Annotated in this window: 23 protein-coding genes; 5 read left to right on the top strand and 18 right to left on the bottom strand. The window is 67.4% G+C overall.

Annotated features, from left to right (window positions below):
- Positions 1-30 precede the first annotated feature (30 nt).
- Genes ACZLZY_RS17365 through ACZLZY_RS17355 form a run of 3 tightly spaced genes read right to left on the bottom strand, consistent with a single transcriptional unit; the run spans position 31 to position 1648 of the window.
- Positions 31-324, bottom strand: coding sequence for a hypothetical protein (locus ACZLZY_RS17365; RefSeq protein WP_472935465.1), 294 nt, complete (start codon positions 322-324; stop codon positions 31-33).
- Positions 321-1034 (bottom strand): hypothetical protein, encoded by a 714-nt coding sequence (locus ACZLZY_RS17360; protein ID WP_472935464.1) that lies wholly within the window; start codon positions 1032-1034, stop codon positions 321-323. The genes ACZLZY_RS17365 and ACZLZY_RS17360 overlap by 4 nt, the downstream gene beginning before the upstream one ends.
- Positions 1034-1648: a hypothetical protein gene (locus tag ACZLZY_RS17355; RefSeq protein WP_472935463.1), complete on the bottom strand. Its 615-nt coding sequence runs from the start codon at positions 1646-1648 to the stop codon at positions 1034-1036. Before ACZLZY_RS17355 ends, ACZLZY_RS17360 begins: the two co-directional genes overlap by 1 nt.
- 692 nt (positions 1649-2340) lie before the next feature.
- Here ACZLZY_RS17355 and rhuM point away from each other — a divergent pair.
- Positions 2341-3381: a RhuM family protein gene (gene rhuM, locus ACZLZY_RS17350; RefSeq protein WP_472935462.1), complete on the top strand. Its 1041-nt coding sequence runs from the start codon at positions 2341-2343 to the stop codon at positions 3379-3381.
- Between the two features lie 10 nt (positions 3382-3391).
- Here the strand turns inward: rhuM and ACZLZY_RS17345 are convergent, their stop codons facing one another.
- A complete protein-coding gene (locus ACZLZY_RS17345; RefSeq protein WP_472935461.1) occupies positions 3392-4585 on the bottom strand; it encodes a tyrosine-type recombinase/integrase in 1194 nt (397 codons plus the stop codon).
- A 379-nt stretch (positions 4586-4964) separates the two neighbouring features.
- Between ACZLZY_RS17345 and ACZLZY_RS17340 the strand changes: the two genes are divergently transcribed.
- Complete coding sequence (locus ACZLZY_RS17340) at positions 4965-5936, top strand: substrate-binding domain-containing protein (RefSeq protein WP_472935460.1); 972 nt, start codon at positions 4965-4967, stop codon at positions 5934-5936.
- 65 nt (positions 5937-6001) lie between these two features.
- Here ACZLZY_RS17340 and ACZLZY_RS17335 read toward each other — a convergent pair whose 3' ends face one another.
- The 8 genes from ACZLZY_RS17335 to clpS all read right to left on the bottom strand — a co-directional run bounded on the left by ACZLZY_RS17335 (position 6002) and on the right by clpS (position 12634).
- Entirely contained in the window at positions 6002-7267 is a 1266-nt protein-coding gene (locus ACZLZY_RS17335; RefSeq protein ID WP_472935459.1) for an ABC transporter substrate-binding protein, read from the bottom strand.
- A 37-nt stretch (positions 7268-7304) separates the two neighbouring features.
- The gene (locus ACZLZY_RS17330) at positions 7305-8141 is read right to left on the bottom strand and encodes a carbohydrate ABC transporter permease (RefSeq protein ID WP_472935458.1); all 837 of its coding nucleotides are present in this window, start codon (positions 8139-8141) and stop codon (positions 7305-7307) included.
- Positions 8138-9061: a carbohydrate ABC transporter permease gene (locus ACZLZY_RS17325; RefSeq protein WP_472935457.1), complete on the bottom strand. Its 924-nt coding sequence runs from the start codon at positions 9059-9061 to the stop codon at positions 8138-8140. The genes ACZLZY_RS17330 and ACZLZY_RS17325 overlap by 4 nt, the downstream gene beginning before the upstream one ends.
- Positions 9054-10214 (bottom strand): ABC transporter ATP-binding protein, encoded by a 1161-nt coding sequence (locus ACZLZY_RS17320; RefSeq protein ID WP_472935456.1) that lies wholly within the window; start codon positions 10212-10214, stop codon positions 9054-9056. The genes ACZLZY_RS17325 and ACZLZY_RS17320 overlap by 8 nt, the downstream gene beginning before the upstream one ends.
- Positions 10211-11047 (bottom strand): metallophosphoesterase family protein, encoded by an 837-nt coding sequence (locus tag ACZLZY_RS17315; protein WP_472935455.1) that lies wholly within the window; start codon positions 11045-11047, stop codon positions 10211-10213. The genes ACZLZY_RS17320 and ACZLZY_RS17315 overlap by 4 nt, the downstream gene beginning before the upstream one ends.
- Positions 11048-11258: 211 nt before the next feature.
- Entirely contained in the window at positions 11259-11447 is a 189-nt protein-coding gene (locus ACZLZY_RS17310) for an Rmf/CrpP family protein (RefSeq protein ID WP_472935454.1), read from the bottom strand.
- A 205-nt stretch (positions 11448-11652) separates the two neighbouring features.
- The gene (locus ACZLZY_RS17305) at positions 11653-12093 is read right to left on the bottom strand and encodes a DUF2383 domain-containing protein (RefSeq protein ID WP_472935453.1); all 441 of its coding nucleotides are present in this window, start codon (positions 12091-12093) and stop codon (positions 11653-11655) included.
- A 235-nt stretch (positions 12094-12328) separates the two neighbouring features.
- A complete protein-coding gene (gene clpS / locus ACZLZY_RS17300) occupies positions 12329-12634 on the bottom strand; it encodes an ATP-dependent Clp protease adapter ClpS (protein ID WP_472935452.1) in 306 nt (101 codons plus the stop codon).
- A gap of 281 nt (positions 12635-12915) precedes the next feature.
- Here clpS and ACZLZY_RS17295 point away from each other — a divergent pair, with 281 nt between their 5' ends.
- Positions 12916-14154 carry an MFS transporter gene (locus ACZLZY_RS17295; protein WP_472935599.1) on the top strand — a complete coding sequence of 413 codons (1239 nt, stop codon included), beginning with the start codon at positions 12916-12918 and terminating at the stop codon, positions 14152-14154.
- A 56-nt stretch (positions 14155-14210) separates the two neighbouring features.
- Here ACZLZY_RS17295 and ACZLZY_RS17290 read toward each other — a convergent pair whose 3' ends face one another.
- The 6 genes from ACZLZY_RS17290 to hemC all read right to left on the bottom strand — a co-directional run bounded on the left by ACZLZY_RS17290 (position 14211) and on the right by hemC (position 20551).
- On the bottom strand, positions 14211-15002 hold the full coding sequence (locus ACZLZY_RS17290; RefSeq protein WP_472935451.1) for a glutamine amidotransferase: 792 nt from the start codon (positions 15000-15002) through the stop codon (positions 14211-14213).
- A gap of 4 nt (positions 15003-15006) precedes the next feature.
- Positions 15007-15474, bottom strand: a complete 468-nt coding sequence (locus tag ACZLZY_RS17285; protein WP_472935450.1) for a tellurite resistance TerB family protein — start codon at positions 15472-15474, stop codon at positions 15007-15009.
- A 100-nt stretch (positions 15475-15574) separates the two neighbouring features.
- Complete coding sequence (locus tag ACZLZY_RS17280) at positions 15575-17167, bottom strand: heme biosynthesis protein HemY (protein WP_472935449.1); 1593 nt, start codon at positions 17165-17167, stop codon at positions 15575-15577.
- A 9-nt stretch (positions 17168-17176) separates the two neighbouring features.
- Positions 17177-18799, bottom strand: coding sequence for a COG4223 family protein (locus ACZLZY_RS17275; protein WP_472935448.1), 1623 nt, complete (start codon positions 18797-18799; stop codon positions 17177-17179).
- A gap of 117 nt (positions 18800-18916) precedes the next feature.
- On the bottom strand, positions 18917-19615 hold the full coding sequence (locus ACZLZY_RS17270) for a uroporphyrinogen-III synthase (RefSeq protein WP_472935447.1): 699 nt from the start codon (positions 19613-19615) through the stop codon (positions 18917-18919).
- 3 nt (positions 19616-19618) lie between these two features.
- Positions 19619-20551 carry a hydroxymethylbilane synthase gene (gene hemC, locus ACZLZY_RS17265; RefSeq protein ID WP_472935446.1) on the bottom strand — a complete coding sequence of 311 codons (933 nt, stop codon included), beginning with the start codon at positions 20549-20551 and terminating at the stop codon, positions 19619-19621.
- Positions 20552-20751: 200 nt separating this feature from the next.
- Between hemC and tsaD the strand changes: the two genes are divergently transcribed.
- Positions 20752-21843, top strand: coding sequence for a tRNA (adenosine(37)-N6)-threonylcarbamoyltransferase complex transferase subunit TsaD (tsaD, locus tag ACZLZY_RS17260; RefSeq protein ID WP_472935598.1), 1092 nt, complete (start codon positions 20752-20754; stop codon positions 21841-21843).
- Positions 21840-22823, top strand: a complete 984-nt coding sequence (locus tag ACZLZY_RS17255) for an NAD(P)H-dependent glycerol-3-phosphate dehydrogenase (protein ID WP_472935445.1) — start codon at positions 21840-21842, stop codon at positions 22821-22823. The genes tsaD and ACZLZY_RS17255 overlap by 4 nt, the downstream gene beginning before the upstream one ends.
- Positions 22824-22849 lie beyond the last annotated feature (26 nt).

Here is a 22849-nt window from a genome sequence, read left to right as displayed (position 1 = left end):
CGACGAAAGGGGCCGACAGCATCATGCGGATCATGCGGTTTCTCCAAGAGCTTCGGCCGCGCCGCGGCGCCGCAACTTCTTGCGGTATCGCCGCTGCCGCCTCTCCATCAGGTCGACGATGCTATGCGCGCCTCGAATAGCGAGGCTTCGCAACAACTGCGGGCTGGCCTCTGCGCGGCCCATCATTCGGGCAACTTCCCAGCTTCGTTCGATCGTGTAGAGGGCCAGCGCTGCGGACAGGATCTCATTGCCGAACGTCTCGGCAGCAAGGCGCCCGCCGGCCGCCACCTCGTCTTGCTGGGAGCGAACTTCCCAGACCATCACGCGGGCTCACCGGACGGGCCGCAGATAGAGCGCAGCAAGTTGCACATTTCGGCGTTTGGGTCGTCGTCCTCGCCTAGCAGGCGCTCCATAAGCAGCGGGGTAGCCAGGACATAGGCGACCTTGGCGCGAATCTCGTCAACCTCGGCGCAGGGGAACGCTAGCAGCTCCTCCCAGAGGTCGTATTCCGAGGCATGCGCATCATTAAGGACGAGTTCTGCCGCGGTCACTCCGCTTGCAGCTCGGCGCCTGTCGTACTCCTTGCCCGCCTCCTGAAAGGCAGCAACGTCCGCAGTGAACGTCGCCTTGGAGGCTGCGGAGAATGCCCGCACCTCTTCTAGGGTGAAGGGCTCCATGAGGTATCGTGTAGCCCTGGCGTTGACGATGGCGACGGGCACAGCGCCTGCCTCGACTGTGTGCGTCATCGGCTCCTTGTAAAGCGTAAGCAGGCCGGCGGAGGTCTGGTAGGTGATGGGTGAGGCGTCGAGGACGGCATAGGCCTCATCGAAACGCTTGCAGGCGGCGTCGAAGTCGGCGCCGGCGTGCTTGTGTCGCTTGATCAGGGCAGAGAGCCGCGCCAAGCTGGTAGCCATGGCCGCGGTGCCAGCGACCGTTCCAGCGACGATGAGGGCGCTTCCCGCCGCACACGTAGCCAGGAAGGACCGGCGCGAGATAGTCGGCTTTGCCGCCGCGGCTTTGATCTGGTCCGACATTAGAGGTCTCCCGTCTTGAGGCTGGTTGCGGCGGCGGCGTCGAAATAGGCGAGCGCGGCGGTAAGAGCGGAGTGCTCAAAGGTCCCTTCGTGGGTCCGCTGCTCCGCTATCGTCTGACGCAGCGCTTCGACGGCCCCGCGCTGCGTGGTAATCGCCGGGGGCTGCTGGATCAGCTCATCCCAGACCGGGCCGACAATCGTCCGCCAAAGCGCGTCGAAGTCGTCGTCTTCGAGAAATTCCGACTGGGCGTTCCAGATGGCATCCTGTTCCCGGTAGCGGTCCAGCAAATCAAGGAACGGATCGACCGGCTCGGGCTCAGGAGCCTTTGTCAGGAATGCGAGGACCGAATTGATAACGGCGAGGTCGGAAGCCTCCATGTCGTTGAAGCCGACCATTGCCCGCAGAGCGCCCGCTGCGCCTTCCAAGCTGGTCGTCGCTGGCGTTGCGGTCCAGAGAGCCCCGTAGAGGTCCGATATCGTGGTCGTCCCGAGTTCGTCAGCCTCGGCGTTGGGAAGTGTGAGCTGCAGGGCCAGTGCAGCCTCAAGCTTCTGTGTGAGAGCGAGCATCGGATCTGCAGGCAAGCCTTCGGCGGCAACCTGAACATGGTTCGGCATCGAGTTAGCTCCAGTGATGTGAGGGGACGGCTGGTTCGCTTGAGTAGGGCTTAGGAGGCGTATTCGGCGCGGATCGCCCGCTCTGCGGCGGCGAGGTCGTAGCGGAACGGCAGATATTTTCAGGGCGTCGATGCGGGCTTCCATCGGGGACAGGACCGGCGCGGCGACGGGGGAGGCGTTGAAGGTCTGGACAGCGAGAGCGCGGCGGGCGGCTTGCTGCTTGGCGTATTCGGCCTTGTGCTTGGCGGCGCTCTATTCGATCCGAAGGGCTTGCGGAACGCGGCAGGCTGAAAACGATAGTTGCGGTAGGCGGCACGGTAGCGAGCCCATGCGGCTGTCATGATGGCACGGCGGTCGTACATGGCGGTTGCCCTCGTTATCGATATCCTGTATCTATAACGAGACTTCGTATCAGTCAATACAATGTATCTAAAAAGATATGGATTATCGATGAAGCCGTCTCAAGCTCGCGCTGCTCGTGCCCTATTGAAGATGGGGGTTAGGGATGTGGCCGAGCTCGCCAGCGTCACACCGAACACCGTCAGCCGGATAGAACAGGACGAACTTGAGGGACGCGGGCCGCAAGCATCCACCATATCTGCAATCCAGCGTGTCTATGAGGCTGCGGGTGTCATCTTCATTGCCGAGAATGGCGAGGGGCCAGGGGTGCGGCTGCGAAAGGAGCGTGCAGAATGAGCGACAGTGAGATGGAGCCAGTCCACCTAGTTGAGGACGAGGTTACTGGCGACCGCTTCCTGGTCTACGGCGCCGAGAAGGGCTTGCGGCTTGACATACGCTATGAGGGCGAAGCGCTCTGGATGACGCAAGCGCAAATCGGGCAGCTTTTCGGAAGGGACGTTTCCACGGTTTCTCGCCACATCGCCAACGTGATCGAGGAAGGCGAACTGCCGGAAGAGAGCAATTTGCAAAAAGTGCAAACTGCAAACTCGACAAAGCCTGTAACGCTTTACAGCCTCGATATGGTCATTTCGGTGGGCTATCGCGTCTCATCGGCGCAAGCGACGGTCTTCCGGCGCTGGGCGACGGGCGTGCTTGTCCAGTTCGCGACAAAAGGCTTCGTGGTCGACGCGCTGCGTCTCAAGCAGCCAGAAAACTCGGATCGTGTTGCCGAGCTGCGGGAGATCATCCGCGATATTCGGGCGGACGAAGCTAACGTCTACCGAGAGCTGAAAGCCATCTGCGCGCTGTGCCAGGACTACGAAGCCAGCAGCGACGCCGCCCGCGATTTCTTTATGCAGACGCAGGCCAAGCTCGTTTACGCCGTCACTTCGCACACGCCGGCCGAAATCGTCGTGGCGCGCGCGAAGGCATCGGATCCAAACATGGGCCTCCAGAGCTGGCCGAACGACAATATCCGAAAAAGCGATGTCGCCACGTCGAAGAACTATCTGGCGCAGGTCGAAATCGACGAGTTGAACCGGCTGACGACAATCCTACTCGACATCTTCGACGACCAGCTAAAGATCGGCCGTCTGATTGTCATGCAGGACGCTCGAAATCTTTTGGACCAACAGTTGCGGAACCTCAATCGCTCAGTCTTATCCAGAGGTGGCAGTGTGGCGGGGCCGGATGCGAAACGCCATGCCGAGCGCCAGTATGCCGTATTCGACGCCCGGCGGAAGGAAGCCCGTCAACAGGAAGCCGATGAGGGAATTGCCGCGCTCGCGAGGGAGGCGAAAGCCCTGCCGAAAAAGCCGAGAGGTAGAGGATGATGGAAAGTCGTCAGGACTTTCGCAGCTCCACGACGTTCCCGCCTTTGGCAGGCTCAAGATAGGCGGCCCAGGCCTCCATCAGCTTCCGCCGCTTCTCCAGCGCGTCGCCGCGGCGATAGGCTCGCTCGACTGCGTCGCCGACCAGGTGCGCCAGCGCTTGTTCGGCGACCTCACGCGAGAAGCTGGTTTCGTTGCCGCACCAGTCGCGGAAGGCAGAGCGGAAGCCGTGCACCGTGACGTCGACCTTCAGACGACGCAGGAACATCGTCATCGCCATATCCGACAGCGGCGCCTCTCGCTTCTGCGTCGGGAAAACCAGATCGCCTGTCCGCGCTTCGGCGAGCGCTCGCAGTATCTCCAGTGCCCGGCCCGACAGCGGGACGCGGTGTTCCTTGCCGGCCTTCATGCGCTTGCCAGGGATCGTCCACGCGGCCTTGTCCATGTCGATCTCTGCCCAAACGGCACCGCGCGTCTCGCCAGATCGGGCCGCGGTCAGGATCGTAAACTCCAGTGCTCGAGCGGCCATTGCATCGGCGGCGCGAACGCGAGCCAAGAACGAGGGGAGCTCGTCGTAGGGCAGCGCCGCGAAGTGAGCGTCGCTCTTCTTTGGAGACGGCAAGATGTTGGAAAGGTGGCCGCGCCACAGCGCTGGATTCTCGCCGGAGCGCCAACCGCGCGCCTTCGCGAAATCAAGGACGCGTTCGATGCGCCCGCGGACCCTGGATGCTGTTTCAGCCTTCGTTTGCCAGATCGGCTTCAGCACCTTCAGCACATCATCGGTCGTGATCATCGAGACATGGCGATCGCGGATCGCTTTGCAGTATGAAGGACCGAGCGTTTGGCTCCACTGATACCGATGCTTTTCGTTACGCCACGCCCCTTCCATAGAGGCGATCACCAGATCGGCGCACTCCCCGAATGTCGGCTCTGCCTCACGCGCTCGCTCCGCGATCGGATCTCGCCCGTCAGCAATGGCCTCTCTATTTTCGGACGCCATCTTGCGTGCTTTCGCCAAGCCGATTGCGGGATAGGCGCCCAGGCCCATTTCTCGCCGCCGGCCGCCGGCGGTCCACATGAAAATCCACGATTTGGAGCCAGTCGGGGAGATATTCAGATAAAGCCCGGCACCATCCGAATGGCGCCCTGGCTTCAGAGCGCTCGACTTCGCAGCCGCGTCGGTGAGCTTGTTTGCCGTTCTCGCCATGCCTTCCCCACTCTTTTCCCCACTTCAAAGTGGGGATAGCGGCGAACCATAGCGAACGCGAGCGGCGAGAGGAAGACTTAGATCCATTGCTCCGCAAGGGCTCTGCGAACGGTAGCGGACGACAGCAAGCACAAGTTCGGTGGAGCTCAGCTCCACCAGGACACTTTCTCCCGCATAACTGCCTTCCACATCCCGGCCACCCGAATGACGGTGCATCGCCGCCATTCGTTTTCGTGGCTTGTCCATGCCATTGGTGCGCCGCATCATGCGCCCGTGCTGCCGTCCCCGTGCCGTGAGCCGTTCCGTCTGCGGAAGCCGGGTGATGGATGGTGGCCGGCGATCCTTGTTTTCCAGCGCACCATCGGCAGCAGAGAAGCACATGGCGACCTATGAGGAGATCGCGCGTCGGGCGGCATGTTCCGTCTCGACCGTCGGCCGGGTGCTGAACCGGTCCGGGCCGGTCGGCGCGGAGATGATCCGGCGCGTCCGGCAAGCGGAGAGCGAGCTGGCGGCGAGCCTCTATGTCCGGCGCCATGAGCGGCGGATGATCGGTGTCCTCGTGCCGAGCGTGACCAATCCGGTGTTCGCGCAGTCGCTGTCGAGCATCCAGGAGCGGATGCGCGGGGCCGGGCACGGCGTCCTCATCGCGCAGTCGAACTACGATCCCGAGCAGGAAGTGGAGGCGGTCGCGGCGCTTCTGGCCGAACGGCCGCGCGGGCTGATCCTGACGGTGTGCTCGGCCGCCGACAGTGCCGCCTTGCGGGGCGCCTTGCCGCCGACCGTGCTGCTGCACAATGCGGCGACGCCGGATCATCCGGCGGCGGTGACGGTCGACAACCACCGGGCGGCAGAGCGGCTGACGGCGCATCTCGTTCACCTCGGGCACCGCCGCATCCTCTTCGTCTCCGGCGAGTTCAACGCCTCCGATCGGGCAGCGCGGCGTCACCAGGGGTACCGTGCGGCGATGATGTCGGCGGGGCTCGCCCCGCTGGAGCCGGTCGAGGTGTCGTTCATCGACGACTACGCCATGCTCGATCTCACCGGCGCGCTCGCCGAACACCGGCCGACTGCGATCATCGCCTCGAACGACCTCCTGGCGCTCGGCGTCCTCCACGCGCTGCGTAGCCATGGCGTCGCCGTGCCCGCGGACGTCTCGGTCGCCGGTTTCGACGGCATGGCGATCGGCCGGATGATCGCGCCGACCCTCTCGACGGTCGACATTCCGAACGCGGCGATGGGCGCCGTCGCCGCTTCGCTCCTCCTCGACATGCTCGACAACGCCGCGCCGGCCCGGAGCATGATGATGGATGTCCAGCTCTATCCCGGCGGCACCGTCCGGGACCTCCGGTAACGCCAAAAGGGCGGACCGTTGCCGGCCCGCCCTTTCCGTCCGTCCCGTCCGTCTCAAGAGTCGGTTTACTTCCGCGGCAGCAGCTTCTGCACCTCGTCGGCGGCGTCGGCGAGCGCCTCTTCCGGGGTCGCCGACTGCTCGACGATGCGCGAGAGGTTGTCGACGATGGTCTGGGTCACCCGCACGCCGTTCGAGCCGGGGAAGGCATACCAAGGCACCATCTTCGGCATCTGGTTCAGGCCGGCGCGGAACAGAGGGTTCTTCTCGTAGAAGTCGGCGAGGTAGTCCTTGGAGGTCGCGGCGAGTTCGTTGTTCGGGACGTAGCCGGTGCCCGGCACGACGACCGAGGCGCCGTAAGGACCGGCGGCGAACGTGGCGAAGCGCCAGGCGGCATCGAGCTTGGCTTCGTCGCGGGTGAGGATGACGACGGCATTGCCGCCGGTCGGCAGATGGCCCTTGGCGGGGTCGATCATCGGGATCGGACCGGTGCGCAGGTCAAACTTCTCGCCGACATTGTTGATGGTGTTGCGCAGCGCGCCCGTGGTCTGGAAGGCGAAGCCGACCTTGCCGGCGACGAAGGCCTGCTCGCCGGCCTGCTTGGTGAGGACGGGCAGGCCACCCTCCTTGACCATGCGACCCAGCACCGTCATCGCCGCGAGACCCTCGGGACCGCCGAAGGCGACCTTCTTGCGGTCGTCGTCCAGCATGTGGCCGCCGGCGCCGAACAGCAGCGCGGAGAACATCCAGTCATCGCCTTGCCAGCGGAAGTCGATGCCCTCATTGCCGTCGCCGAGCGCCTTGATCTTGCCGCCGAGCGCGATGACCTCGTCCCAGGTGGTCGGCGGGACGTCGGGGTTGCCGCCGGCCGCGCGGACGAGATCGGCATTGTAGTACATGATCGGGTTCGACGTCGCGAAGGCGAGGCCGACCTGCTTGCCGTCGACCTGGGCGAGCTTCAGGATGTTGTCCGAAAAGCCCTTGGCGGACATGTCGCCCTCCTTGGCCATCAGCGGCGCGAGGTCGAGCGGGATGTCGCGCTCATTGACCATGCGCAGCCGGTTGAGGCCGATGAAGGTGATGTCCGGCGCCTCGGCGGTACCGAACTGGCGCAGGATCGTCTGGACGCCCTCCTCATAGGTCGCCGAGGGGCTGGCGAAGCTGATCTTGACGTCGGGATTTTCCTCCATGAACTTCTTGGAGATCTTGTCCATCACGTCCTTGAAGAAGCCCGGCATCGGATAATGCACAGTCAGCGTCGTGTCGGCGAAAGCCGGCGCGCAGAGACTCGAGGCGATCGCAGCGGCTGCGAGCGCCCGTTTGATGATGTTCATGCTGGTTCTCCTGGGGAGGTGCCTGGGGGGTGGCCGGTCAGTCCTTCAGACCGGTCATGGTGATGCCTTCGACGAAGCGCTTCTGCGCGAGCAGGAAAGCGACGACGAGTGGAAGCGTGATGATGAGGGTGGCGGCCATCAGCGCGCCGTAGTCGTCGCCGGCCTCGGCCGAGCGGAAGAACAGGAGGCCGAGCGGCGGGGTCGCATAGCGCCCGTCGGTGACGACGATCAGCGGCCAGAACAGGTCGTTCCAGTGCGCGACGACCGAGAAGATCGCAAAGGCGGTCACCGCCGGCCAGGCATTGGGCACGACGACGCGCAGGAGGATCGAGATCTCCGACATGCCATCGAGCCGCGCAGCGTCGATCAAATCGTCGGGCAGCGCCCGGAAGAACTGCAGGAACAGGAAGATCGCAAACACCGAGATGGTGAAGGGCGCGACCAGCGCTGTGTAGCTGTTCAGCATCGAGAGCTCGCCGAAAGCGAGGTAGATCGGCAGCGCGGTGGCGTGGATCGGCACGAGGAGACCCAGCATCACCAGCGCCATCATCGGCTTCAGCCCGCGAAAGCGGAGCTTCGCCATGGCGTAGGCGCAGGGCAGCGCCACCACGACCTGGAAGAACAGGATGAGGCCGCAGACGAGGACGCCGTTGAACAGGAGCGTCCCCATCGGCACCCGGCCGAGCGCCTTGGCGATGTTGGCGCCGTAGGACCAGGTCTCCGGGATGAGGTTCAGCGAGGAGGAGAAGATCTCCGCCCGCGACTTGCCGGCGACGGAGACCATCCAGATGTAGGGCGCGAGCATGACGATCGCGCCGAGCGACAGCAGCGACAGGCGCAAAGCCCGGCCGGCGGAGAGCGAGCGGGCGATCATGTGTAGTGCACCCGGCGGTCGAGGACGCGGTACTGGATCATCATCAGGACGACCAGGATGGCGAGGAAGATCACCGTCATCGCCGAGGCGTAGCCGACGCGGAGATAGACAAAGCCCTCCTGGTAGATGGTGAACAGCAGCACCTCGGAGGCCTTGTTCGGCCCGCCCTCGGTCAGCGTCTTCACCGTCTCGAAGACCTTGACCGAGTTGATGACGCTGATGGTCGCGACGAACAGCGTCGTCGGCCCGAGCATCGGCCAGGTGACAAGCCGGAACCGCTCCCAGGCGGTGCGGGCGCCGTCCACTTCGGCCGCGGCATAGAGATCGCGCGGGATGGCGGTGAGGCCGGCAAGGAACAGCACCATGTTGAAGCCGATGGTCTGCCAGATGCCGATGAGGGCAAGGCTCACCAGCACCGTGCTGCTCGACCCCAGCCAGTTCGGTCCGGCGATGCCGATGGTCGCGAGCATCGCGTTGACCGGGCCGATGGTCGGGTGCAGCAGGTACTGCCAGACCGTCGCCATGGCGACGAGCAGCGAGGCGACGGGGAGGAAGTAGACGGTGCGGAAGAAGGCCTTGCCGCGGGTCTCCGTCTCGATCAGCAAGGCGACGCCGAGGCCGAGCGCGATCGAGACCGGGGTGACGATGAGGGAATAGACCACGGTGTTCGAGAGCGAGGTGCGGAAGGTGCGGTCGCCCCAGAGCTCGGCATAATTCTCGAAGCCGACGAAGCGGAAGCTGCCATAGCCGAGCTCGAAATCGGTGAGGCTGAGGATCACCACCGCGATCGTCGGCAGGATGACGAAGAGGCCGAGGAGGATCAGCGCGGGCGAGGCCAGGAGCAGCGCCTTGCGCTCGTCGCTGGCGGCCTTGCGGACCGGCCGGACGGCGGCGGGGTTAAAGACCAGCGCCTCAGACATGCGCCGCCTCCGGGCGGCGCGCGGCCGCGGTCTGGCGGATGCGCTGGCCGTCGGGGGCGAAGATCAGCACGTTGGCAGGCTCGAAGCCGAGCGCGACGCGCTGGCCGGGCGCGATGCCCGCAGCCTCCAGCGGGCTCAGCTTGGCGACGGAAGCTTCCGTCGCGCCTTCGGGACGCGCGAAGACGAGGACCTCCGAGCCCAAGAACTCCAGCCGCTCGACCACGGCGTCGAGGGTGTTGGTGCCCGGCGTTCCGAGCCGCAGAAATTCCGGGCGGATGCCGAGGGTGATGGCGGTGCCCGGCAGCATGCCGCGCACGCCGATCAGCGCGACGTCGCCGCTGCGGGCGAAGCCGCCGGTATCGACGGTGGCGGGAATGAGGTTGATCCGCGGGCTGCCGACGAAGCGGGCGACGTCGAGATGGGCGGGATCCTCGTAGATCGCCTGCGGCGAGGCGAGCTGCAGCAGGTGGCCACCGATCATCACCGCGACGCGGTCGGCCATCGACAGCGCCTCGGCCTGGTCATGGGTGACGTAGATCGTCGGCACGCCGGCGCGGCGGTGGAGGTCGACGATCTCGCCGCGGGCGTGAACGCGCAGGTTCGCGTCGAGGTTGGACAGCGGCTCGTCCATCAGGAACACCGCCGGCCGCCGCACCAGAGCGCGGGCAAGCGCCACGCGCTGGCGCTGGCCGCCGGACATCTGGCCAGGCTTGCGGTCGAGGAGATGCTCGATCTGCAGCGTCACCGCCGTCTCGCGCACGCGGCTCTGGATGTCGGCCGCGGTTTTCCGCGTGCCCGGCATCATCCGGCCGAGCACAGGCAGGCGCTGGCGGGTGTTGAGGTCGCGCATTGCCAGCGGCACGGCGATGTTCTCGCCGGCGGTGAGGTGCGGGTAGAGCGCGTAGGACTGGAACACCATGGCGACGTTGCGGTCGGCCGGGCCCGCCTCGGTGACGTCGCGGCCGCCGATCGAGATCTGCCCGGTATCGGCCTGGTCAAGCCCGGCGATGATGCGCAGCAAGGTCGACTTGCCGCAACCGGACGGGCCGACGAGGGCGATGAACTCGCCGGGCTCGGCGGTGATGGAAATGTCCTTCAGGATGGCGTTGCCGCCGAAGGACTTGCAGATATTGCGGATGGCGAAGGCGGTCATTGCGCCGCCTCGGGAACGTCTTTCGGCTGCGCCCAGGGATAGACCTCGTGGATGACGTCGTCGATCGCGTAGCGGGTGAGGCCGGGCACCGCGACGACCTCGCTGACGAGATTTTCCCCCAGCGTGTGGACGACGGCACCGAGCATGCGCTCGCCCGGCATCTCGCGCTCCAGCCCGTCGACGACGAAGGCCGAGGACGGCGCCCAGACCAGCGCCATGTCGCCGAGCGTGCCAGCCCAGCTCCAGTGGATATGACCGCTGGCGAAGAGCGCGACGTCGTGTCCCGCAAACAGATCGAGCAGGCGCTGGCGGCTGGCGGGATCGATGCCCCAATAGCCGGTATCGCCTTCGCCCGGCCGGTCGATGAACAGCGGCTTGTGCGAGAACACCGCGACGCGGCGGCCGGCACGGCTGGCGAGCGTCTCGGCCAGCCAGTCGAAATGCGCGGCTTCCTCCTGGCTGCCATGGCCGAACAGCAGGGCGTCGAGGCCGATGAGGCGCCAGTCGCCGTGGTCCTCGGCGAAATGGTCGGGGCCGACGCAGGCGTTCCAGCGGGCGAGGCGCGCGGCATCCACCGACTGGCGCGAACCGGCGAGGTGGCCGACGTCATGGTTGCCCGGCAGGACCAGCACCGGCGCGGAGAGCTGGCGCATCAGGTCCATCGAGAAGGTGAGGTCGGCCGCGTGATCCGCGCCGTCGACCGAGAGATCCCCGGTGTGGATGACGAGATCGGGCTGGACGGACTGGATCCACTCCGCCAGCGGCGCCCAGTTCCGGTTGAAATGCGGCTTGGACGGGCTGAGATGGGTGTCGGTGATCTGGACGATTTTCATGATGGCCGGGCGCTTTCAGTCGGTCGGACGGACCGGCCTGCCCAATGGCAAGAGAAGTCGCCGATCCCTGCGGCCTGTTAGCAAGACGCGATGTCACTTTGACAACGGACCCACTCAGCCGGCGCTCAGTTTCGTCATGGAAGTTTCATGTGGCGGAGCGCCGTGTCCGGCCTTGGCCGGAAGGGCAGCCCGAGGCGCTGCGGCAGCGGGCCTAGCCGGCTCGGGCGAACCTCACCGCGCTGCGCTCGTATTCCAGCCGCAGCTGGAACTCGGCCTTCTGCTGCTTCCAGCCTTCGACCCAGCTGCGAAAGGCAGGGGTCCCCGGCGCGTGCGGACACTGGTCGCGCTCCATGCCGCGGTTGAAGGCCCTCGCCCCTTCCCGTCTGCGATTGTCGTCCATCACCACCTCCCGCAACGTCAGGCCAGCATGCTGGGCCTGCCAACCTGCGCGAAGCTTTCCTGACGATTCCGGACGACACCGACCACCCGACGCGGCGTCACGTATGGTCAAGGGCGATCGACATCCCATTCCGCTATCTCAGTAGCCAGCCAGACACACGAATGCCCCGCGAGCAGGGCTCGCGGGGCTTATCGAATGCAAGCGGTCAGGCGTTGGCGTCCATCCAGTCCTTGTGGCGGGACTCGTCGGCAAAAGCCTTGCGGAAATAGGTCTGCGCCTCGGTCGAGGCGACAGCGTTTTTCGACGCGTGATCATAGGCCATCTTGGTCTCGATCTCGTTCGTCGACATGGCCTTCAGGATGGCCCCGTCGCCGATAATGGCAGCGAGCGCCACCTTGCCGGTCGTCAGGTATTCCTTCAGGTCGCCTTCCGTCGGCGCGGCCACGCCAAGGCTCGCGGCCATCCTCGTGAGCTCGGCGACATGCTCGTCATGATCGCGCTTGAACTCGGCGATCTTGGTCTTGGCGACCTCGCTGTCGAGCCGTGAAAGCGTGCTCTCATAGGCTGCGATCGCGTCGTGCTCGAGGATCAGGAGGTTCTGCACGAGCTTCTCGAAGCTGTCTTCGGTACCGACTGTGGTGACCATCTCATTCTCCCTTCCGGTTAGGCAGAAGGAAGATCGGCACGGATGATCGGTTTCACCTCAGGTTGTTGGCCGGCTCAGGAATTCCCGCGTCAATACCAGTATGGCGAGGGAACGCCGCGCGAACTCCGGGAACGCCGTGCCAGAAAAGGCGTCACGACAGGGGCTTCCGCGACAATGAGTCGTAAGGACATTACGCTTTGCACGGCATCGTACAAATGCTGCACTCTCGTTGCCGCTACTCCTCCGGCTCGGCGAGGAACATCAGCGGAAAGCCGGCGGCCTTTCCAGCCTCGCTGGCCTGCGAGGCCTTCGTCTCGGCGACGTCCTGCGGATAGACCGAGACGACGCAGCTGCCCTTCTGGTGGGCGGTGATCATCACCTTGCTCGCTTCGTCGTCGCTGAGCCGGAACTCGCCCTTGAGGACGCGGACGACGAACTCGCGCGGCGTGTAGTCGTCGTTGAGGAGAATGACCTTGTAGAGGCGCGGGCGCTCGACCTTTTCCTTGGTGACGGTACGCGGTTTCAGGTCGTTGTCGGGCATTTTGGGACTCCGGATCTTTCGCGGCCCATGACGGCTGACGCTATCGGGCGAGGATGCTCCGATGCACGGCGAAGGTCGTAGGCAGTTATTTAGGGAAAGCCGGCGGAACAGCCAGTGCACCGCCGCTCCCTGCGGTCTGTCCCGACACGGCAAGGCTGCAGCATTACCAGACGCAAACGCACAGTGGCAGAGCTGCACTGGTATCCCAGTGCGAACCCGGCTAGGGCTCGGCGTCCGCAATAAATGGCATCAGCACAGTGATCATCGAAGACGAGACGCCCCTGGCCGAAACCGTTCGGGTGGCGGAGGACAGGTTCGGCGCTTTCCGCAACGGGCAATATCTGCGCTACTGGCTGTCCCGGCTCGCCGCATCCTTCGCGGTGCAGATCGTCGCCGTCTCGGTCGGCTGGCAGATCTACGATCTCACCCGCAACCCGCTGGATCTCGGCCTCGTCGGGCTCTGCCAGTTCCTGCCGGCGCTGCTTCTCGTGCTCGTCACCGGCGCGGTGGCCGATCGCTACAGCCGGCGGATGATCATGGGCCTTGCGATCGGCGTCGAGGCGCTCGGCGCGCTCGCCCTGCTGGCGATGACCTATGAGGGCCTCTCCTCGCCGCTGCCGGTGTTCGCGGTGCTCGTGGTCTTCGGCATCGCCCGGGCGTTCTTCGGGCCGTCCAGCCAGGCGCTGGTGGTCAACATCGTCTCGCGGGCCGAACTGCCGAGCGCCATCGCCTGGAATTCCTCGGCCTGGCAGATCGCCTCGATCGTCGGGCCCGTCGCCGGCGGCCTGCTCTACGGCTTCTCTCCGCATGTCGCCTACAGCGTCGCGCTGGTACTGTTCCTCCTCGCCAGCGGGCTCGTCCTGTCGATGCGGCGCCTGGCGGCGCGCCCCGCCAGCGAACCGGCGACGCTCTCGACCATCGTCGCCGGCTTTCGCTACATCTGGCACGAGAAGGTGGTGCTCGGCGCGATCTCCCTCGATCTCTTCGCCGTGCTGCTCGGCGGCGCGGTGGCGCTGATGCCGATCTATGCCCGCGACGTGCTCGAGGTCGGCCCCTGGGGCCTCGGCATGCTGCGCGCCGCGCCCGGCATCGGGGCGATCCTCACCGTGCTCTACCTCACGCGCCATCCCGTCCAAAACAATGCGGGCGTCGTGATGTTCGTCTTCGTCGCGCTCTTCGGCGTCTTCACCATGCTGTTCGGCCTGTCGACCGCACCCTGGCTGTCGATTCTGGCGCTGGCGCTGATGGGCTCGGCCGACATGATCAGCGTCTACATCCGCGAGACCTTGCTGCAGCTCTGGACGCCGGACGAGGTGCGCGGGCGGGTGAGCGCCGTCAACATGGTGTTCGTCGGTGCCTCGAACGAACTCGGCGAATTCCGCGCCGGCCTGATGGCCTTCTGGATCGGCGCGGTGCCGGCGGTGGTGCTGGGCGGCGTTGCGACGGTCGGCGTGGCGGCCGTCTGGGCGGCGCTATTTCCGGGCCTGCGCAAGGCCAAGGATTTGCAGGAACGCGTCTGAACCATACCCGCGGGCCATGCAGTACGCGTGTAGGGCCGGCACCGAAGCAGCGCCCGTCAGTCCTTCGCCGGCACTCCAAAAATGCAACCGAGGAACTGTTCGAGCCAGCGCTTCACCGGCGCATCGTAGATCGCCCGCCCGTCGAAATGCGCGCGCCGTAGCTGCGCGCCGGGCAGAAGCGTGCGCTCGTGCCCGTGCGTCGTCCAGCGGTAGAGCATGGCGAGCGTCAGCTCGGCGTGGAACTGGACGCCATAGGCATGGTCACCATAGCGGAAGGCCTGGTTGCGGAAGCGCTCGCCGGTGGCGAGCAGCGTCGCCGAACGTGGCAGGTCGAACCCCTCGCGGTGCCACTGGTAGACCATGTCCGGCCAGTGCGGCAGCAGCATGCGGCCTTCGGTGGTCGACTGGAGGGGGTAGTAGCCGACCTCGACCAGGCCATCGGGATGCGGCGCGACGGTGCCGCCGAGATGCTTCGATAGCATCTGAGCGCCGAGGCAGATGCCGAGGAAGGGCCGGTTCTCGCGCAGCGGTACGTCGATCCAGTCGATCTCCTGGCGCAAATGCGGCTCGGCATCATTGGCGCTCGGCGGCCCGCCGAACACGATGGCGCCGCGGTGGTCGTCGAGGCTCTCCGGCAGACGGTCGCCGATCACCGGGCGGCGGATGTCGAGGCGGATGCCGTGCGCGGACAGAACCTGACCAACACGGCCGGGCGTCGACGTCTCCTGATGCAGCACCACCAGCACCGGCCGCTCGTCCGCGGCGCCGTCCAGGCGGTAGCGGCGGGGCTCCCTCGCCGCATCGCTGCCGCCCGAGGTCTCGGTATCGCGCATCAAAAACTCGGCCATGCCGTCAGTCCGCAACCCCGCTGTGCGCCGCCGCCTGGCGCTTCATCAGCATGCGGTCGCGGGTCGAGACGCCGAGGAGCTCCGCCACGCGCCAGATCGTATTGTCCTCGAGCTCATGCACCTCGCCGTCGGCATAGGTGATCTCCCAGAGCAGCTCGATGAAGTGAACCCGCCGCGCCTCGTCCAGCGTCTTCATCAGGACATTGGTGAAACGGAAGAGATCAACGGCATCCTGATCCGCCTCGCGGCCGGCTTCTAGCACACGCAGCGTCTCGTTCTCGTCGAGGCCAAACTCCGCGGCAAGCAGCTCCTTCAGCCGCGACAGCTCGGCCTCCGTGATGGTGCCATCGGATTCGCCAACGTGGAAGAGAAGGGCTGCCGCCGCGACCCGCGGATCATCGCCGGCCATGCCGCCGATGCCACCGTGGTCGCTTCCGATCGACTTCAGAAAGTCGCGAAACGCCTCGAACATTTCCCTATCCTCATCACCGGCCGGAGGCCGCCTGTCGCAAGGCCATCCCTCACCTGTCTACAGCGGCGCAGCGCTTCTACCAGCGCCAAGTTTGCATGGCTCAGAACAGCTTGAACTTCTGCTCGGCCGGCGTCTCGCCGGGCGCACGGTTGGCGTTGGCAGCGTCCGAGGCCGGCAAGGCCTCGTCCACCCCATGCTCCGACGACGCACCTGGCACCGTCGTGCCGACGGGCGTGATGCCGGCGTTAGCCGCCGTGCTGCTCATCGGCGGCATCTCGGTCGTCGCGGTCCGGTCGGCGAGCATCGACGATGCCGGACCTTGCGCCGGCGCCTCGTCGAGCAGCATGGGCTCTGCGTCGGTCTCGATCACCGCGCCGTCCTGGCCGATGCGCTGGGCCGGCACCTTCCAACGGAAGGCATCGAGCCGCCCGGTGACCGGCGAGACCGGCGCCCAGTGTTCGGAGACGAAGCCATCGGCCGTCCAGGCGGGGTCGCGCGGCGCGCGGATGGCGCGGCCGAGCCATTCCCGCACGCGGCCTTCCGACCCGGTCTCGGCCTCTTCGATATCGGCGAGAAGGAGATAGACGCCTTCGCGCTGGACCATGCGGCTCGCGGCCATCGCCTCTTCACGGGCCAGCGTGAAATCGCGGCAATCGAGCGCCGCCTGGGCGACGACGAGCGAGGACTCGACATGGTTGGGGCGCAGCTGCTGCAGCGTCTTCGCCCGCTTCAAACGGTCGGTGGCGCTGTCGCCGGGACGGGCCTGGACGTAGGCGACGGCAATGTCCGGATGCGGCTCCTCGGTCCACGCCTTTTCCAGGACCTTGCTGCCGCGCTTGACGTCGCCGAGGCGGAACAGCGCCCGCGCCGCGGTGATCGCCGCCGGCGTCAGGTCGGGCGCGAGCTTCTGAGCCTCGAGCGCCGCAAGCTTCGAGCCGGCCGGATCGCGGTCGGCGATCGCCATTGCCTGGGCGGTAAGCAGGACGGCGCGCAGACGCGTCGATTCCTTGCGCTCGATCAGACGGGCGTTCTTCTGTGCCTCGAGGATCGCCAGCGCGCCCTCGAAATCGCCCTCGATGGATTTCGCCTCGAGCACGGCGCCGCCGGCCCAAGGAACGTGCGGCGCGATGCGCACGGCGCGTTCGGCATAGCCGCGCGCCGCGGCGTCGTCGCCGAGGCGCTCGGCCTCGAGGAACAGGCCGCGCAAGGCCAGCAGCCGGGTCTCCGGCTCTTTCTCCATGGTCTCGAAGGCCGAACGGGCGCGGGCGTGGTCGCCCTCGATCATCGCCGTCTGCGCATCGAGGAAGCGCACCAGCGGCTCGCGGCGGTTGGCGAGGAACTTCTCGCTGCGCTTGGTCATCCGCCGTGCCAGCACGGCGTCGCCGGCACCGGCGGCGACGATGCCCGCCGACAGGGCGCTGTAGCCCTTGTCGCGGCGCCGCGTGCCGAAGAACCGCCCGAGGCGCTTCGGTGCCTTCAGGAAGCCGGTCAGGAGCCAAAGCACCAGACAGACCAGCGCGATCAGCACCAGCTCGATGACGATGAAGGTGGTGACGCCGAGCGAGACGTTGTCGCGTCCGGCCGGCAGCACGCCCGGCCAGATCAGCGAGATTTCGCCGGGATGGTCCTGCAGCCAGCCGAAGCCGAGTGCCAGCGCGAGAACGAGAAGGAAAAAGGCGAGAATGCGCAGCATGTCAGTTCCTCACCCGGCCGTTCCAGCGGGCGTAGCCGCCTTGACTGCATTTCCCAAGGTCTCGCCGACGATCGCTTCCGTCTGCGCTCGCGCCAAGACGCGCGTCTGATAGTCCCGGCTGACATCCTTGGCCGCCTGCGGCAGCGTTTCCCAGGCGTCGATCCAGGCCTGGAACTGGCCATTGGCGATCGCGTCCGCCATCCGTGCGACGGTCGCCTCCGGGCCGGTCGCGCCCGCCGACGGCGCACCGCTCGGCCGTGCCGTGATCAGACCGCCAAGGCCGGACAGCAGCTGGTCGCTGACGGAGGCATCGGGATCGGCCGGGTTGAGGGCGTCCATCAGCTGGGATTCGACGTCCGGCCAGGCGACGGCCAGCGACTGCGCCGACGGCACGCCCTCGGCCGCGAAGCCGCGCAGCGTCTCGATGGCGGGCTGTGCGCCGGCAGCACCGGCGAAGGCCTCGAGCTCGCCCATGAAAGGCCCGCCGCGGTCGATCGCGGCCTTCAGGCTTGCGGCCGCGATGGCGACGGCGGCCTGCTTGTTGCCCGATTCGATCGCCGCGAGGCGCTTGTCGAAGGCGTTGATGCTCTCGGTGCCGGTATTGGCGCTGCTCTGGGCGGCGCTGGCGGCCTGCTGAGCGGTCGCTGCCGCTTGCTGAGCCGTCTGGGCGGCCAGCTGCGCGGTCTCGGCGATCTGGCGGGCGCCTTCCGCGGTGGTCTTCGACTCGCCGGCGACCTCGCTCGCCTGCTGGGCAGCCTGGCGCACCGCTTCCGCGGCAGCCTTGGCGGCTTCCGCCGCTTCCCTTGCGCCATCGGCGGTCTGCTGGGCTGCGGAAGCTGCCTCGCCGTTGACGGTGGAGGTGGCCGCACGGGCCTCGCCACGCTGTTCAATCGCGGTTACCCTGTCGGTCAGCGCGACGAGGTCGGACTGCGACGCACCGGCGCCGGTCCCGCCGGCGGCCTGCGCTGAGCGAAGCTGCTCGACCTCGGCCTTGATGGCAGTGACGTCGGTCGTCACCTGCTGCACGTCGCCGGTACGGGCGTACTGGCCGGTGTTGGGATCGACCGGGGTCTGGCCGACGCTCGGCAGCACGCCGGCATATTGCAGGAGGCCCGCACCGGCGAGCGCCAGCGCGGCGCCGAGCAGCGCGGAACCGAAGGACGAGCCGACGCTGCCCTTGGACTCCGGCAGCGAAGAGGTCTTGGTATAATCATGCGACGGCGGCGGCGGGCCGACCGGCGGCTCCGTGCCGTCGGCATGGTTGACGAAGTCGGGCTCGGCCGCAGCGAGAATGGTCTCGTCGAACTCCGTCCGGTGCGGCGTGCCGCGAAGGCTCTCCTCCTCAGCAAAGCTTTCGGCCGCAGACTTTTCCGACACGGCCGGGGTGGTGCCATCGGCGGTCTCGCCGCCATCGCCGAGAACGGCAAGGTTCTCAGTCATCGCGTCGCCGTCGGTGGGCGCCGCAGCGGACGCTTCGGGCGCCACGCCCCCGTCGTCATAGGTCGCAGCGCCGTCAGGGGCGGTGTCCGCCGAGACCGGGCCGGGATAGCCGACCGCCGGCAGGACCCTCGCCTCGAGATCGATCGTCTGGGCCGGCTTCTTCGGCCGCGCACGGCGCGGAGGATTGCTCATCGAAAGAGACTCCGTTTTCCAATCTAGGCAGGCAACTGGCGGACGAGCGGAGCAAAAGCTCCAGGTTCATTCGTTGGCCAGTTCCCGCCCCGGCGCAAGCACCGATGGCAAGTTAGGTTAGAGATCACGTTCGAACAGCGCCGGAAGGCTCGACGTGGCAGAAATCTCCGCAGTGCCTTGCAGTTCCACCGGCAACGCACGCGCGATCCGGGCGGAAAGGCAGAGCAGCCGCGGCGGCGGCCGAAAGCACTCCGGCTGGTCGCGGACGAGCCCGGCATAGCCCTCCGCCTGACCGACCGACAGCACGAGGACGATGTCCGGCGCTTTTCCCGCAAGGACCGTTGCGATCTCATTAAGGTCCGGATGCAGCGGCTTTGTGTCATAGGTCTCGACCACCAGAAAGGACATGCCGAGCGCGGTCAAGCGGTCTTCGAGGCCGGACGTGCGAACCCTTCCGGCAGCATAGAGCAGCGGCAGGCCGGCGCGCGCCGCCAGCGGCCGGGCGGAATCGGCCAGCGCTGCGCCGTCGCCATCGCCGACGGTGACATCGGCAAAGCCCGCTCCGCTCAGCGCCGCGCCGGTCCGCGCCCCTACCGCCAGCACCGGCAGCGCTTTCAGCCGCGGCTGGCGCTGAAGCGCCGGCACCGCATTGGCACTGGTCACCAGCAGCGCGGCAAAGCGACCGGCCGGCAGCGGCGTCTCCAGCGTCTCGATCGCCTGCAGCGGCAGCAGCAGCGGCACGTGACCGCGCGCGGCGAGCGCCGCGCTGGTCGACGCAGCTTCCGCGGCGGCCCGCAGCACCAGCACCCGCGCCATGGCCTAGACGCCCGCGCCCCAGCCGTCGAAGAAGCCGGGGCCTGCGGCGTCGAGGAGCCGGCGGGCCAGCGCCTCCCCGAGCGCTGCCGCATCGGCAGGCATGCCGTCGGTCTTGCCCTCGTGCATCTGCCCGCCATCCGGCGTCAGGATCATGCCGTGCAAGGCCAGCCGTCCCGCGGACACCGTCGCATGGGCGGCGATCGGCGTGCGGCAGGAACCGTCGAGCTCGGCGAGGAAGGCGCGCTCGGCGGTCAGCGCGATGGTGGTGTCGGGGTCGCCGATCGCCTGGACCAGCCGGTCGACGTCGCCGTCGCCGATCCGGCTCTCGATGCAGATCGCGCCTTGACCGGGCGCGGGCGGAAAGGCGGTGGCGTCGAGCAGTTCGGTGACGGCGCCGCCCATGCCCATGCGGTTGAGGCCGGCGAGCGCCAGCAGCGTCGCGTCGACCTCGCCGGCCTCGAGCTTGCGCAGCCGGGTCTGCACGTTGCCGCGCAGGATCACCACCGAGAGATCCGGCCGCAGCCGCTTCAGGAGCGCCTGCCGGCGGAGCGAAGCCGAGCCGACGACGGCGCCCTCAGGCAGTTCCGCGATGGTCGGCGCGGTGCGGCCGATGAAGGCGTCGCGTACATCCTCGCGCGGCAGGAAGGCGGAAATGTAGAGGCCGGCGGGGATAGCGGTGGCCATGTCCTTGGAGGAATGCACCGCGAGATCGATCCGGCCGTCCAGCAGCGCCTCCTCGATCTCCTTGGTGAACAAGCCCTTGCCGCCGACCTCCGACAGCGGCCGGTCGAGGATGCGGTCGCCGGAGGTCGAGATCACCGAGATTTCGAAATCCTCCTCGGCGAGCCCGTGCGCCACCATCAGCCGCGCCCGCACTTCGCTTGCCTGGGCCAACGCCAGCTGGCTGCCGCGCGTGCCGATCCGGACTTTGCTCATCTCGTTCCCCTGTCTCGTCCGATCTGACCGTCCAACTGTCATAAGGGATCGCCGGCCCCGGGGGCAACGCGCCGTGGTTTTTCTGCCGCCACCTTTGACATTTCGATGCGGTCGGGGCGATGGAAGGCGCGAGCCGCCGCCTTCGTGAACAAAGGGATGGCGCACCCCGCGCTGGCGGGAGGACCGGAGACGACGTGCCCTTGCGACCGACATCCCTCATCCTCGGCATCGAGACCAGCTGCGACGAGACCGCCGCGAGCGTCGTCGGCCGCGATGCGGCGGGCGCGCCCGTCATCCTGTCGAACGTCGTCTTGAGCCAGGTCGAGGAGCACGCGGCCTTCGGCGGCGTGGTGCCGGAGATCGCCGCCCGCGCCCATGTCGAGGCGATCGACGGCATCGTCGCAGCTGCCCTTGCCGACGCCGATGTCGCGCTGGCGGACCTTTCCGCCGTCGCCGCGACGCTCGGCCCCGGCCTGATCGGCGGGCTGATCGTCGGCGCGATGACCGGCAAGGCGCTCGCCGCCGCCAGCGGCCACGCCTTCATCGGCGTCAACCACCTCGAAGGCCACGCGCTGACGCCGCGGCTGACCGATGGCGTCGCCTATCCCTATCTGATGCTGCTGGTCTCCGGCGGCCACACGCAGATCCTCCTGGTGCGGGGCCTCGGCGACTACGCGCGCTGGGGCACGACGATCGATGATGCGCTGGGCGAGGCCTTCGACAAGACGGCGAAACTGCTCGGCCTGCCCAATCCTGGCGGCCCGCATGTCGAGACGATGGCCGCACGAGGCGACCCGAAGCGCTTCGCCTTGCCGCGGCCGATGCGCGGCGAGAAGCGGCTCGACTTTTCCTTCTCCGGCCTGAAGACCGCCGTCCGCCAGGCCGCTCAAGCCGCGATGCCGCTCGCCGAACAGGATGTCGCCGACCTCTGTGCCGGTTTCCAGCGCGCCGCCGCCGAGAGCGTCGCCGACCGCGTCGGCCGGGCCCTTGCCCGCTTCCGCGATGAGTTTCCGGCGCTCGCCGATCCGGTCCTTGCCGTCGCCGGCGGTGTGGCGGCCAATGCCGAAATCCGCGCGACGCTGGAGCGTACTGCCGAGAAGGCGGGCGTGCGCCTCGTCGCGCCGCCGCTGAGGCTCTGCGGCGACAATGCCGCAATGATCGCCTATGCCGGGCTCGAGCGCTTCGAGGCCGGCATTCTCGACGACATGGCGGCCCCCGTGCGCTCGCGCTGGCCGCTCGACGGCGAGGCGGTGCCGTTGATCGGCTTCGGCCGCCGCGGGGCCAAGGCGTGAGCCCCCGGATCGCCGTCCTCGGCGGTGGCGCCTGGGGCACGGCGCTCGCCGCCCTCGAGGCCCGCGCCGGCCGGCCGACCGTGCTCTACGCCCGCGACCCCGCCACCGTCGCGGAGATTTGCAAGACCGGCCGCAACGAGGCCTACCTCCCCGGCATCGCGCTTCCCGACACCCTTGCCGTCATCGCCGATCTCGGCGAAGCGCTGGGAGGCGCCGACCTCGTGCTCGTCGTCGTCCCCGCCCAGAACCTCGGCGCAATCGGGCCGGACCTTGCGCGCCATCTCGGCCCCGGCACGCCGGTGGTGCTCTGCGCGAAGGGTATCGAGCGGGCGACCGGCGCGTTCGCCTCCGCCGTTCTCGCGCGTCACCTGCCGGCCGAGACCCTCGGTGTCCTGTCAGGGCCGAGCTTTGCCGCTGACGTCGCCCGCGGCCTGCCGACCGCCGTCACCATCGCCGCCACCGACCCGGCGCTCGCCGACGACCTCGCGCGCCGCCTGTCGACCGAGACGTTCCGCGGCTATGCCGCGACCGACGTGCTCGGCGTCGAGGCCGGCGGCGCCTTGAAGAACATCCTCGCCATCGCCGCCGGCATGGTAGCCGGCAACGGGCTCGGGGCCTCGGCGGGCGCGGCCATCGTCACCCGCGGCTTCGTCGAGCTACGCCGGCTCGGCGAGGCGCTCGGCGCCCGGCCGGAGACGCTCATGGGTCTTTCCGGCCTCGGCGACCTCGTCCTCACCTGCTCCGGCAGCCAGTCCAGAAACTTCGCCTATGGCGCGGCGCTCGGCCGCGGCGACGACCTCACGGGCCTGAAGCTCGCCGAGGGCGTCCACTCCGCGGGGATCGCCGCCCGCCTCGCCGAGGAGCGCGGCATCGACGCGCCGATCATCTTCACCGTCGCCGCCATCCTCAGCGGGTCGATGACGGTGGAGACCGCCGTCCGCGACCTCCTCGCCCGGCCGCTGAAGCGCGAAGTGGGTTGATTCCGCCCGGCCGCCGGCTAGTTTGC

It is taken from the genome of Mesocryomonas lacus (assembly GCF_055730135.2).
This window is presented reverse-complemented; position numbering and strand designations above follow the sequence as displayed.

What these genes read in the sequence shown, in the direction of transcription:
- ACZLZY_RS17320 (WP_472935456.1), bottom strand. Translation starts at nt 10,214, where the DNA reads ATGACCGCCTTCGCCATCCGCAATATCTGCAAGTCCTTCGGCGGCAAC.
- ACZLZY_RS17330 (WP_472935458.1), bottom strand. Translation starts at nt 8,141, where the DNA reads ATGATCGCCCGCTCGCTCTCCGCCGGCCGGGCTTTGCGCCTGTCGCTG.
- ACZLZY_RS17345 (WP_472935461.1), bottom strand. Translation starts at nt 4,585, where the DNA reads ATGGCGAGAACGGCAAACAAGCTCACCGACGCGGCTGCGAAGTCGAGC.
- ACZLZY_RS17270 (WP_472935447.1), bottom strand. Translation starts at nt 19,615, where the DNA reads ATGGCGCGGGTGCTGGTGCTGCGGGCCGCCGCGGAAGCTGCGTCGACC.
- ACZLZY_RS17360 (WP_472935464.1), bottom strand. Translation starts at nt 1,034, where the DNA reads ATGTCGGACCAGATCAAAGCCGCGGCGGCAAAGCCGACTATCTCGCGC.
- ACZLZY_RS17355 (WP_472935463.1), bottom strand. Translation starts at nt 1,648, where the DNA reads ATGCCGAACCATGTTCAGGTTGCCGCCGAAGGCTTGCCTGCAGATCCG.
- ACZLZY_RS17290 (WP_472935451.1), bottom strand. Translation starts at nt 15,002, where the DNA reads ATGGCCGAGTTTTTGATGCGCGATACCGAGACCTCGGGCGGCAGCGAT.
- ACZLZY_RS17280 (WP_472935449.1), bottom strand. Translation starts at nt 17,167, where the DNA reads ATGCTGCGCATTCTCGCCTTTTTCCTTCTCGTTCTCGCGCTGGCACTC.
- ACZLZY_RS17305 (WP_472935453.1), bottom strand. Translation starts at nt 12,093, where the DNA reads ATGGTCACCACAGTCGGTACCGAAGACAGCTTCGAGAAGCTCGTGCAG.
- ACZLZY_RS17275 (WP_472935448.1), bottom strand. Translation starts at nt 18,799, where the DNA reads ATGAGCAATCCTCCGCGCCGTGCGCGGCCGAAGAAGCCGGCCCAGACG.
- ACZLZY_RS17315 (WP_472935455.1), bottom strand. Translation starts at nt 11,047, where the DNA reads ATGAAAATCGTCCAGATCACCGACACCCATCTCAGCCCGTCCAAGCCG.
- ACZLZY_RS17335 (WP_472935459.1), bottom strand. Translation starts at nt 7,267, where the DNA reads ATGAACATCATCAAACGGGCGCTCGCAGCCGCTGCGATCGCCTCGAGT.
- hemC (WP_472935446.1), bottom strand. Translation starts at nt 20,551, where the DNA reads ATGAGCAAAGTCCGGATCGGCACGCGCGGCAGCCAGCTGGCGTTGGCC.
- ACZLZY_RS17285 (WP_472935450.1), bottom strand. Translation starts at nt 15,474, where the DNA reads ATGTTCGAGGCGTTTCGCGACTTTCTGAAGTCGATCGGAAGCGACCAC.
- ACZLZY_RS17310 (WP_472935454.1), bottom strand. Translation starts at nt 11,447, where the DNA reads ATGGACGACAATCGCAGACGGGAAGGGGCGAGGGCCTTCAACCGCGGC.
- rhuM (WP_472935462.1), top strand. Translation starts at nt 2,341, where the DNA reads ATGAGCGACAGTGAGATGGAGCCAGTCCACCTAGTTGAGGACGAGGTT.
- clpS (WP_472935452.1), bottom strand. Translation starts at nt 12,634, where the DNA reads ATGCCCGACAACGACCTGAAACCGCGTACCGTCACCAAGGAAAAGGTC.
- ACZLZY_RS17340 (WP_472935460.1), top strand. Translation starts at nt 4,965, where the DNA reads ATGGCGACCTATGAGGAGATCGCGCGTCGGGCGGCATGTTCCGTCTCG.
- ACZLZY_RS17325 (WP_472935457.1), bottom strand. Translation starts at nt 9,061, where the DNA reads ATGTCTGAGGCGCTGGTCTTTAACCCCGCCGCCGTCCGGCCGGTCCGC.